This is a genomic window from Streptomyces sp. NPDC005898 (assembly GCF_040629635.1).
Lineage (GTDB): Bacteria > Actinomycetota > Actinomycetes > Streptomycetales > Streptomycetaceae > Streptomyces.
Map to the genome: position 1 here is coordinate 1 of NZ_JBEXWC010000051.1, position 11212 is coordinate 11212.

Genomic DNA, 11212 nt, shown 5'->3' on the forward strand with positions numbered 1-11212 from the left:
CGCAGGATGATCGAGATCCGCAAACAGAACCCCGCCTTCGGCCTGGGCACCTACACCGAACTCCCCTCCTCCAACCCCGCCGTCCTCGCCTTCCTCCGCGAACACGGGGACGACCTGGCCCTGTGCGTGCACAACTTCTCCCGCTTCGCCCAACCGACGGAGCTGAACCTGCGCGCCTATGACGGACGTCATCCGGTGGAGCTGATCGGCGGGGTCCGCTTCCCGGCCATCGGCGAGCTGCCGTACCTGCTCACGCTGGCGGGCCACGGCTTCTACTGGTTCCGGCTGATCGAACAGCCACGACGTCCGGCCGCACCCGCGGTGCACTTTTGAAGGGACGTGTCGCATGCTGAAGACCGCATCGCAGTCGCCCGGCAGCCTCAGCCCTCCCCAGCTGCTGACCTCGTTGGCCGGGATGCTCCGCGCGTGGCTGCCCGAGCAGCGCTGGTTCGCGGGCAAGGGACGCCCCGTCACGGACCTGGCCGTGCTGTCCACGACCGAACTGCACCCGGGCTGCCTGCACCTGCTGATCCGCACCGGCCCCGCCGGCCCGCCCGAGGACTGCTACCAACTCCTGCTCGGCGTGCGCGAGCACGTGCCTCCCCGGCTCCGGCACGCCGTCGTCGGCCGCTCCGACACGGGCCCCCTCGAAGGCCTCACCGTGTACGACGCCCTCCTCGACCCCTGGTCGGCGGGGCTTCTCCTGGAGCGCCTGCGCGTCCCCGGCGAGCTGGGCCCGCTGCGCTTCGAACGGGACGCGCGGACCGTGGTGCCGACGGGGCTCCCGCCCCGGCTCCTGGGCGGGGAGCAGTCCAATACGTCGCTGGTCTACGGAGATTCCTTCATCCTGAAGCTGTTCCGCCGCGTGCAGTACGGCGTCAACCCCGACCTGGAGGTGCCCTGGGCGCTGGCCCGCGGCGGCTGCGCGCGGGTGCCCGCGCCCGTGGCCTGGTTCTGGACCACCGAGCCGCGCAAGGCGACACTCGGCGTGCTCCAGCCGTTCCTCCCCCAGGCGACGGACGGCTGGACGCTGGCGCTGCGCTCCCTCGCCGCCGGCGAGGACTTCGCCGCCGAGGCCCATGAACTGGGGCGCGCCACCGCCGAGGTGCACCTGGCGCTGGCCGAGGCCTTCGGCTCCGAGCCCCCGGACCCCTACGGCGGCAGCCCGCTGGCCGCCGCCATGATCGGGCGCCTGGAGTCCGCGGCCCGGCAGATGCCGGCGCTCGACCCCTACGTACCCCGTCTGAAGACGGCGTACGGTGCCGTCGCCGGGTGCGGCCCCGGCCGCGAGGCGCAGCGCGTCCACGGGGACCTGCACCTCGGCCAGGTGCTCAGGGCCGAACAGCGCTGGTTCATCATCGACTTCGAGGGCGAACCGGCCAGGCCGCTCGACGAGCGCCGCCGGCCCCAGGCCCCCATCCGGGACGTCGCCGGCATGCTCCGCTCCTTCGACTACGCGGCCCACACCCGGCGCCCCCGCGGCCCCGAGTGGCTGCGACGGTGCCGCGAGGCGTACTGCGCCGGATACGCCGCGGGCTCCACCTGGGACCCGCGCGCGGAGGCCGAGCTGCTGCGCGCCTACGAGACGGACCGCGCGGTGTACGAAGCGCTGTACGAGGCCAGGCACCGCCCCGACTGGCTACCTGTTCCCATGGCGGCGATCGCCCGCCTCGCAGAGGAGAGCTGACCCGTGGAAACGACCGCCACCACCGCACCCCAGGCCCCCGTGCGCGCCAAGGACCCCGACCGCCTCCCCGACGCCCCGCTCGACGCGTCGGACCGCGAGCGCCTCCTGTCCGGCACCCACCACGACCCGCACGCGCTGCTCGGCGCGCACCCCGTGCCCGACGGTGTCGCCTTCCGGGTGCTGCGCCCGTACGCCGAGGCGGTGACGGTCGTCACCGAGGAGGGGACCCATCGGCTGAACGACACCGGTGACGGCCTGTTCTGCGGGGTCCTGCCCCTCACCGCGATCCCCCCGTACACCCTGCGCGTGACCTACGACGGGCAGGACGTCGCGTACGAGGACCCCTACCGCTTCCTGCCCGCCCTCGGCGAACTGGACCTGCACCTCATCGGTGAGGGCAGGCACGAGGAGCTGTGGCAGGCGCTCGGCGCGCACCCCATGACCCACCAGGGCGTGAGCGGCACCCGCTTCACCGTGTGGGCGCCCAACGCGCGGGGCGTGCGGGTCTGCGGGGACTTCTGCCACTGGGACGGGTCGGCCCACCCGATGCGCTCGCTCGGCTCCACCGGCGTGTGGGAGCTGTTCGTCCCCGGACTGGACGAAGGCACCCTCTACAAATTCGACGTCGCCCGCCCCGACGGCAGCCACACCCTGCGCGCCGACCCGATGGCCCGGCGCGCCGAGGTGCCCCCCGCCACGGCCTCCGTCGTCACGCGGTCCTCGTACGTGTGGGGGGACGACGAGTGGATGGCCCACCGCGCGGACCGCCCCGTCGACCGCGCGCCCTTCTCCGTCTACGAGGTCCATTTGGCCTCCTGGCGCCCGGGGTTGACCTACCGTCAGCTCGCCGAGCAGCTCACGGCGTACGTCACGGAGGCGGGCTTCACGCACGTGGAGTTCATGCCGGTGGCGGAGCACCCCTTCAGCGGGTCGTGGGGCTACCAGGTCACCGGTCTCTACGCCCCGACGTCCCGCATGGGGACCCCGGACGACTTCCGCCACCTGGTCGACACACTGCACCGGGCGGGCATCGGCGTACTCCTGGACTGGGTGCCCGCGCACTTCCCCAAGGACGACTGGGCGCTCGCGGCGTTCGACGGGGAGCACCTGTACGAACCGCAGGACTGGCGGCGCGCCGAGCACCCCGACTGGGGCACCCTGGAGTTCGACTACGGCCGCAAGGAGGTGCGCAACTTCCTGGTGGCGAACGCCACTTACTGGTGCGAGGAGTTCCACATCGACGGGCTGCGCGTCGACGCCGTCGCCTCGATGCTCTACCTCGACTACTCCCGTGAGGAAGGGCAGTGGGCGGCCAACGAATCGGGGGGCAGGGAGAACCTGGACGCGGTCGCCTTCCTCCAGGAGATGAACGCCACCGTCTACCGCCGCAACCCCGGCGTCGTCACCATCGCCGAAGAATCCACGGCGTGGAACGGGGTGACGCGGCCCACCCACCACACCGGACCGGACGGCTTCGGCGGCCTCGGCTTCGGGCTGAAGTGGAACATGGGCTGGTCGCACGACTCGCTGGAGTACATCAGCCGCGACCCGGTCCACCGCGAGTACCACCACGACGAGATGACGTTCTCGATGGTGTACGCCTACAGCGAGAACTACGTCCTGCCGCTCTCGCACGACGAAGTGGTGCACGGCAAGCAGTCGTTGGTCTCCAAGATGCCCGGCGACTGGTGGCAGCGCCGCGCCAACCACCGCGCCTACCTGGGGTTCATGTGGGCCCACCCCGGCAAGCAACTGCTTTTCATGGGGCAGGAGTTCGCCCAGGGGTCCGAATGGTCGCAGGAGAGCGGCCTGGACTGGGGCCTGCTCGACCCGTCCTACCCGGCGCGCCCCGACCACGAGGGCGTACGGCTTTTGGTGCGGGACCTCAACCACCAGTACCGGGCGGCTCCCGCCCTGTGGGAGCAGGACACCGAACCGGCAGGTTTCTCCTGGATCGTGACGGACGCGGCCCAGGACAACGTCCTGGCGTTCCTGCGGTACGCCGCGGACGGCACCCCGCTCCTGGCGGTCTGCAACTTCTCGCCGGTGCTCCGCGAGGACTACGTGCTCGGCGTCCCGGAGGAGCCGCACGCCTGGGTGGAGACCCTCAACACCGACGCGGCCCGCTACGGCGGCGGGGACGTGCGCAACCCGCACCCGCTGAAGCCCGAGCCCGAGCCCGCCCACGGCAGGCCGGCCCGCCTGCGCGTCACGCTCCCGCCGCTGGCCACGGTCTGGCTGCGCCCGGAGTGACGGCAGGCGGCCGCCGTCCCGACCCGCTCGCGTCAGCGGATGGTGACCTGGACGGTGTTGGAGACGGCGCCGCCGCCCACGACCCGGATCTTGTTCAGGCCCTTGATGCCGAGCTTGACGCGCAGGTTGTACGTGTTGTTGCGGGCGGTGTTCATCTGGGCCGGCAGGGACACCCACCGCTTGCCCTGCATCTGCTGGAGCGTCACGCGCGTCCCGGCGCGCATGTTCTTGGCGGCGCCGTGGACGCGGAACTGGTGCCAGGCCGGGATGGCGCGCACCGTCGCCTGCGCGGTGAGCGTCGGGCGCGGCGCGGACTTGCGGGCCGCGCCCGGGTCGTCGTCGGCGGAGGTGGCGAAGGCGTGCGCCGCCGTGAGGGGGGCGGCGCACAGCAGCAGACCGGCACTGAAAGTGACGGCACGCGTCAGGACAGGGTTCATGCGATCTCCAGGGAGCCCGAGGGAGGGGGGACCGCAGTAATTTAAGACAAATCATCACAATTTATGGGTAATGACATGCCGGGGTGACATCGACGCTGGTGACAGGCGGGGTCACCGGGCGCCCGGGGGGCGCCATTCGAGCAGCAGGAGCGTCGCGTCGTCCCGCAGCCGGTTGTGCTGCCGGTCGAGGATGGAGTGGATGAGCTGGCGCAGCGCCTCCGGGGCCGACTCGCCCGCGGCGGTGGCCCGGATGATGCTGTCGGTGAACCGCTCCAGGCCGAACTCCGTGTCGCCCCCGGTGCGCAGCTCGGTGACGCCGTCGGTGTACATGAGCACCCGGTCGCCGGGCTGGAGCGCCTCCTCGTGCACCTCCCACTTGGCGCGGGCGAGCAGCGCGGGCGTCCCCAGGGGCGGTTGCGGCGGACGCTCCAGGGCGCGGTCGAGTACCCGGTGGCCGCGGATGAGCAGGGGTGGCGGATGGCCGCAGTTGCACCAGCGCAGCACGCCGCCCGCCAGATCCAGCTGGGCGAGGATCCCCGTGCAGAACTGCTCGGGCAGCCACTGGGCGAGCGCGTCCTGGACGGTGTCGACCAGTTCGGGCAGCTCGACCTTGGCCCGGCGGGCGTTGCGGCAGCCGGCCATGGCCACGGCGGTCGTCAGGCCGGAGGCGAGGTTGTGGCCCATGGCGTCGAGGATCGTCACGTGCAGGGTGGAGTGCGTCAGGGAGTGGTCGAAGACGTCGCCCCCGATGTCGTACGCCGGTTCGAGCACGGCGGTCGAGATGACGTCGGCGTTGCCGATGGTCCTCGGCGGCAGAAAGGCCCGGAGCATCTCGGCGGGCAGCTCCATGGGCTGCGACCGGGTCCGACGCGCGAAGGTGTCGCTGGAGGCGCGTTTCGAGGTGATCACCATGGCCAGGATCGAGGCCAGCGTGCGGCAGCGGCGCAGCAGCAGGCCGTCGATCACCGAGGCCGTGGCGCCGATGACCCCCAGCCGCTCCACTCCGTCGATCAGCGGCAGCCACGTCGTGATCCGCCCGTGGGCCAGCTCCTCCACGCGCAGCTCATGGGCCCGGTAGGCCGAACCGGCCACGGAGCTGTCCACGCCGAGGGCGGTCGACCCCTCGGCCAGCGGCACCAGGTGGCGCTGCTGGAGATCCACCAGGTACACGTCGACGCGGTCGAGCCCCGCGGCGTCGGCGAAGCGCTGCACCAGGCCGTGCAGGTCCACCGGGGTCGCCGCGTGCGCCGCGGCGAGCAGCTGTTCCAGCAGCTGCTCGCCGGGACCGGGCACCCAGGGCTGGCTCGACATCTGTGATCACCACCTCACAGGCAGTCTCACATCAGGCCCCCGATCCCGCCCGTGTGGAGAGGGCCGAACGGCACGGCCGGCCCTCGGGCGATCGAGGCCCTTGGTCCCCGAGGTGAGGGAGGAAGGTCCCGGTACACGGCCTTCCGCTTGTGGAATCACACCGCAGACCGCAGCGCAGCACGCGAAGGAGTCTCCATTCATGGACCTCGGGGCCTGAGCCGGACCGGACCCGAGCGAGTACGCCACGACACGGGAAGACAGAAGATGTTCGTTCGAGCCACCGACGTGGAACAGGCCGTAGATCCGACCGAAGGAATGCAGGGAGAGACCGGCAACCGGGCGGAGAACGCCCCTCTCCCGTTGATCGAGGAGGCCCACCGGGTCGCGCCGCAGGACGCGCGGGAGCTGTCGAAGCTGTTCTTCGAGCGGCTCGGGACCCTGGAAGAGGGATCGGTCGAACACACGTACGCGCGCACCACCCTGATCGAGATGAACCTCTCCCTGGTGCACTACGTGGCGGGCCGGTTCCGCAACCGCGGCAACGGCCAGCTGGAGGACATCGTCCAGGTGGGCACCGTCGGCCTGATCAAGGCGATCGACCGGTTCGACGCGAGCCGGGGGTTCGAGTTCGTCTCGTTCGCGGTGCCCTGCATCCTCGGCGAGATCAAGCGCCACTTCCGCGACACCAGCTGGGCCGTGCACGTGCCGCGCAGACTCCAGGAGCTGCGCCACCGGATCACCGCCTCCCAGGAGCGGCTGTCCTCGGTGCTCGGCCGCGAACCCACGGTGAAGGAGCTGGCGGCCGATCTGGGGGTGAGCGAGGAACAGGCGCTGGAGGCGATCATGGCCGCCAACGGGTACGCGGCCGGGTCCATCGACACCCCGCACGGCTCGTCCGACGACGGCGAGACGCACAAGGGGGGCCGCTCGCTCGCCGACGTCATGGGCGCCCCGGACCCGGCCATCGAGACCTTCGAGCACCTGCACGCCCTCGCCCCGCTGCTCGCCCGACTCGGCGAGCGGGAGCGCCGCATCATCGAGATGCGCTTCGGCCAGGAGCTGACCCAGGCGGAGATCGGCGCCGCCCTCGGCCTCTCGCAGATGCACGTCTCGCGTCTGCTGTCCCGCACCCTGGCTCAACTGCGGAGGGGCCTGCTCACCCACGGGTGACGGTGGGCACGGCCGGCGGCCGGTCCGCCGTCCGGTCAGCTCGTGGCGCGCACCGCGTCCCGGATCAGCTCGGCGACCTCCCGGGGCCGGGACACCGCGACGGCGTGCGAGGCGCCCGCCAGCTCGACGGTCGTCGCGCCGGCCCGCTGCGCGCCGAAACGCTCGACGTCGGGGTTGATCGCCTGGTCCGCCGCCGCGACGAGCGCCCATGAAGGCGTGGTCTTCCACGCGGCGACCGCGGCCGGCTCCGTGAACGCGGAGGCGGCGAGCGGACGTTGGGACACCGCGAGGACCTTGGTGACCTCCGCCGGCACGTCGGCGGCGAAGATCTCCGGGAACGCCTCGGCGCGGATGGTCACCTCGACGGCCGGCTCGCCGTCCCGCACCGGGTACGTCGCCTCGGTGAGGTTGCTGACGAGGGAGGACAGGGGAAAGCGGTCCTGCAACTCGCCGAGGCTCTCGCCCTGTTCGGGGACGTAGGCCGCGATGTAGACGAGCCCGACGACGTTCTCCGCGGCTCCGGCCACGGTGATCAGCGCACCCCCGTAGGAGTGACCGACGAGTACCACGGGCCCGTCGATCCGGGCGACCACGGAGGAGATGTACGCGGCGTCGGCGACCAGGCCGCGCAGCGGATTGGGCGGCGCGATCACCGGGATGCCGTGACCCTGCAGTTCGGCGACGACGCCGCGCCAGCTCGCGGCGTCCGCGAACGCGCCGTGCACCAGGACGGCGGTGGGCAGGGAAGTGTTGTCGGTCATGACAAGTGGCTCTTCTCGTTGTGGGTCTCGGGAGGTGGTTCGGCTGCGGCCGGGGGGTCAGCCCGCGTGGAGCGCCGTGCGCAGCGTGCCGACGGCCAGCGTGATGGCGGCCTCGGCGGCATGCGTCCCGCGAAGGGCGTCGAGCATGACGAAGTCGTGGATGACGCCCTGGAAGCGGACGGCGGTCACCGCCACCCCGGCCGCGCGCAGCTTGTTGGCGTAGGCCTCGCCCTCGTCCCGCAGGACGTCGGCCTCGCCGGTGACGACGAGCGCCGGCGGCAGCCCGGCGAGCTGCTCGGTGGTGGCCCGCAGCGGGGAGGCGGTGATCTGGGCGCGCTCGGCCTCGTCGGTCGTGTACTGGTCCCAGAACCACTGCATGCCGTCGCGGCGCAGGAAGTAGCCGGTGGCGAACTGGTGGTAGGAGCCGGTGTCGAAGGCCGCGTCCGTGACCGGGTAGAACAGCACCTGCTGGACCAGCGGCACGTCACCGCGCGTCTTCGCCATCAGGGTGAGCGCGGCGCTCATGTTGCCGCCCACCGAGTCGCCCGCCACGGCCAGCCGGGAGCCGTCCAGGTCCTTGGCGGCGCCTTCTCGGACGATCCATTGGGCGACCGCGTAGTTCTGCTCGATGGCGACGGGGTAGCGGGCCTCGGGGGAGAGGTCGTACTCCGGGAAGACCACGGCGGCGTCCGCGCCGACGGCCAGCTCGCGCACCAGGCGGTCATGGGTGTGGGCGTTGCCGAACACCCAGCCGGCGCCGTGGATGTAGAGGATCACCGGCAGCGGGCCGGTGCTGCCCCGGGGCCTGACGACGCGTGCCCGGACGCTGCCCGTCGGGCCGCCCTGGACGGTCACCCACTCCTCGTCGATCTCCGGCTTCGCGATCTCGCCGGACTGCACCTCGTCGACGGCCTTGCGTCCCTCGGCGGGCGGCAGCTCGAAGAGGTAGGGCGGCTGGGCGGTCGCCTCGGCGAAAGCGGCGGCGGCCGGTTCCAGGACCGTACGAATGACTTCGGCGGCGTCGGGCATGAAGGACTCCCTGATCTCGGGTGACCGGATGAACCGGTGCGTGTCGAATCCGGGCCGCGACACATGGCGTCGGCACCGATGAATCCCACGCTAGGAGCCGCACGACGGCGACGGTTGCCCTCCAGCGCACCGGTGCTGGTCCCACAGCGCATCGGAACCGGGGCAGTGCGCTGTCGGGACGCATGCGGTGCGTTGAGGCGCCGCTCGGCCGCCGTGAACCGCAATAGCGTCCGGACGGAAGAGCAGTTGCAGCGGGATCAGCGATACTTGTTGAAATTGCAATCACAAGGGGAGGGGGGCGAGCGATGGCCGAGCGGACAACGCGGGCCCACGTGCTGACGGCGAGGGACGTCCCGTTGGGCGGTCCGAGGGCGATGACCGTACGGCGCACGCTGCCGCAGCGCGCCCGCACGCTGATCGGCGCCTGGTGTTTCATCGATCACTACGGACCCGACGTCGTCGCCGACACGGGCGGCATGGACGTGGCGCCCCACCCGCACACCGGCCTGCAGACGGTGAGCTGGCTCTTCGCCGGGGAGATCGAGCACCGGGACAGCCTCGGCAACCACGCACTGGTGCGGCCCGGCGAGCTGAACCTCATGACGGGTGGCCACGGCATCAGCCACTCCGAGGTCTCCACGGCGGGCACCACCGTCCTGCACGGCGTCCAACTGTGGGTCGCGCTCCCCGGCGAACACCGCCACACGCCGGCCGACTTCCGTCACCACGCGCCGGACACGGTCCGGGTAGCGGGCGCCGAGATCAGGGTGTTCCTCGGCTCACTCGCGGGCGACACCTCCCCGGTGACCACCTTCACACCGCTGCTGGGCGCCGAACTCCTCCTCGCACCGCGCGCGGTGGTCACCCTCGACATCGCCCCGGACTTCGAACACGGCCTGCTCGTCGACCAGGGAGAGGTCCGCATGTCCGGAACACCGCTGCGCCCGACGGAACTGGGGTACCTCGGCACCGGACACGGAACGCTGACCCTGACGAACGAGACCGACGCACCCGCCCGGGCCGTCCTGCTCGGCGGCACTCCGTTCGAGGAGCGGATCGTCATGTGGTGGAACTTCATCGGCCGCACGCAGGCGGACATCGCACGGGCCCGTGACGACTGGATGACCGGCGACCGCTTCGGCGTCGTGAAGGGATGCGACGGGGACCCACTCCCCGCCCCCGAACTGCCGAACGTGCCGCTGAAACCACGGGGGAGGGTGCGCTGAACTGGGGTTTTGCGTCCGGGGCAGGCGAGCGCGAGGCCTCTCGGGAGAAATCGTGCTCGCTCGCGGCGGGCGTACCGGAAGGGCTGGGTCGATCTCAGATGTGATCGGCCCGACCGCGGGTCCCGGCTTGCGCGTGTCGGCACGTGTGGCCAGGTCTAATCGGACTCATGCTGACCCTTTGCTGACTCTACTGACGTGTAATCAGATCGGCGGTCCCTTGGCTGTGTGCTGATGGGAGAGCAGGCGCCGCCGTGCTTCGGGTGGGGGGAGTGGCGTCGCTTCGCTTGTGGCCGTCTGATGCTGACTGATCGAGGGGACTTGTCCACGACCTATGACGGCGCCGCGGCCTGGGTCCCGTTTACGCCCGACGCAGAGTGCCTCCCGGGGTGCGACGATCGCCTAACCCACGTGAAGGCCGTGCAGGAACTCGGCAACTTCCCCCAACTGAAAGGTTGTTCCGGGCACCCACCAGAGTCTGGACAGGTAGTTGAGACGGGTCGACAACGCGACCAGCGGATGGTGCGCGTGCGCGGCCTGGAAGCACATGAGGACTTCCGTTCCGGTAGTGGGCCAGGGGGCGGCGCTCCACGATCGGGGAGCGCACCACATGAAGTGGCGATGGTGAGGACGCATCGACGCCCAGCTGCCGCAGGAGCACGCCAGCACGGCACGAGCGTGTCGCCCGTGCCGTGCTGGCGTGGTCCGATCCAAAGGTGCTGCGGCCCGACGACTACGAACAGGTCGGGCTGCTGCTCGCCGGGGCCGCCCGCGCGGTCGCCGACGACGTCCGCGCACTCGCGGTCAGACTGCCCGAGGACGACGTCCCCAGCTGATCGCTGAATTCGTGATGGTCAGGCCGACGACTGCCCGGCGCGTCCTTCGGGGAACCTGCTCCGCGTCAGGGACCGAGCCCGTACGCTGCGGGCACTGTACGAACGCTTGGACCTGCTGCACGGCACCGCTCCTGTTACGGAGGTGACCACCGCGACCTCCCTCTGATCGTCGCCCGGTGCCGCCACCCCCGTCGGCACCGGGCGACCGCCACGAAGCTCCCGGCTGCCGTTGTGCACCAGGGGGACCGGCTCCTTGGCCATCTGACCTCTTGAGGCTAAGAGTGGGGCGACAGGATCACCGGGCTTGGGTGTTCCGCCGACCATAGGGGTACGCAGAAAGACAGCAGCCGTGCAGGACTCGCGCTGTCAGTCGGTGGTCAGGCCGGTGCGGAGCTTGGCGACGATCCTGCTGATGAGCCGGGAGACGTGCATCTGCGAGCAGCCGAGGATCTCGCCGATCTGTGCCTGCGTCCTCTCCTCGACGAAGCGCATGTGGATGACCTGG

General features: G+C 71.2%; 10 protein-coding genes. 5 read left to right on the forward strand and 5 right to left on the reverse strand.

Translation table 11 applies throughout. The annotated features are described in order from the left end of the window. The 3 genes from ABZ385_RS33040 to glgB form a co-directional block, all read left to right on the forward strand. Positions 1 to 333 (forward strand): alpha-glucosidase C-terminal domain-containing protein (locus ABZ385_RS33040; protein ID WP_358589229.1); only part of this gene is annotated, 333 nt, incomplete at its 5' end. Between the two features lie 13 nt (positions 334 to 346). Continuing rightward, positions 347 to 1687 carry a maltokinase gene (locus tag ABZ385_RS33045; protein ID WP_358914182.1) on the forward strand — a complete coding sequence of 447 codons (1341 nt, stop codon included), beginning with the start codon at positions 347 to 349 and terminating at the stop codon, positions 1685 to 1687. Positions 1688 to 1726: 39 nt separating this feature from the next. After that, positions 1727 to 3940: a 1,4-alpha-glucan branching enzyme gene (gene glgB / locus ABZ385_RS33050; RefSeq protein WP_358914187.1), complete on the forward strand. Its 2214-nt coding sequence runs from the start codon at positions 1727 to 1729 to the stop codon at positions 3938 to 3940. Positions 3941 to 3972: 32 nt separating this feature from the next. Here the strand turns inward: glgB and ABZ385_RS33055 are convergent, their stop codons facing one another. Next, a complete protein-coding gene (locus tag ABZ385_RS33055; protein WP_358589233.1) occupies positions 3973 to 4377 on the reverse strand; it encodes a hypothetical protein in 405 nt (134 codons plus the stop codon). Between the two features lie 111 nt (positions 4378 to 4488). After that, positions 4489 to 5688, reverse strand: coding sequence for a PP2C family protein-serine/threonine phosphatase (locus tag ABZ385_RS33060; protein WP_358914183.1), 1200 nt, complete (start codon positions 5686 to 5688; stop codon positions 4489 to 4491). Between the two features lie 315 nt (positions 5689 to 6003). Here ABZ385_RS33060 and ABZ385_RS33065 point away from each other — a divergent pair, with 315 nt between their 5' ends. Beyond that, positions 6004 to 6858, forward strand: a complete 855-nt coding sequence (locus ABZ385_RS33065; protein ID WP_358914188.1) for a SigB/SigF/SigG family RNA polymerase sigma factor — start codon at positions 6004 to 6006, stop codon at positions 6856 to 6858. 35 nt (positions 6859 to 6893) lie between these two features. Here ABZ385_RS33065 and ABZ385_RS33070 read toward each other — a convergent pair whose 3' ends face one another. Together ABZ385_RS33070 and ABZ385_RS33075 are read right to left on the reverse strand one after the other, a co-directional pair. Then, positions 6894 to 7619, reverse strand: coding sequence for an alpha/beta hydrolase (locus ABZ385_RS33070; protein ID WP_358914184.1), 726 nt, complete (start codon positions 7617 to 7619; stop codon positions 6894 to 6896). Positions 7620 to 7676: 57 nt separating this feature from the next. Next, positions 7677 to 8648: an alpha/beta hydrolase gene (locus ABZ385_RS33075; RefSeq protein ID WP_358914185.1), complete on the reverse strand. Its 972-nt coding sequence runs from the start codon at positions 8646 to 8648 to the stop codon at positions 7677 to 7679. Positions 8649 to 8953: 305 nt separating this feature from the next. Here ABZ385_RS33075 and ABZ385_RS33080 point away from each other — a divergent pair, with 305 nt between their 5' ends. Continuing rightward, positions 8954 to 9874, forward strand: a complete 921-nt coding sequence (locus ABZ385_RS33080) for a pirin family protein (protein WP_358914186.1) — start codon at positions 8954 to 8956, stop codon at positions 9872 to 9874. Positions 9875 to 11073: 1199 nt separating this feature from the next. Here ABZ385_RS33080 and ABZ385_RS33085 read toward each other — a convergent pair. Further along, the coding region (locus ABZ385_RS33085; RefSeq protein WP_358914189.1) for a sigma factor-like helix-turn-helix DNA-binding protein at positions 11074 to 11212 on the reverse strand (139 nt) is incomplete at its 5' end.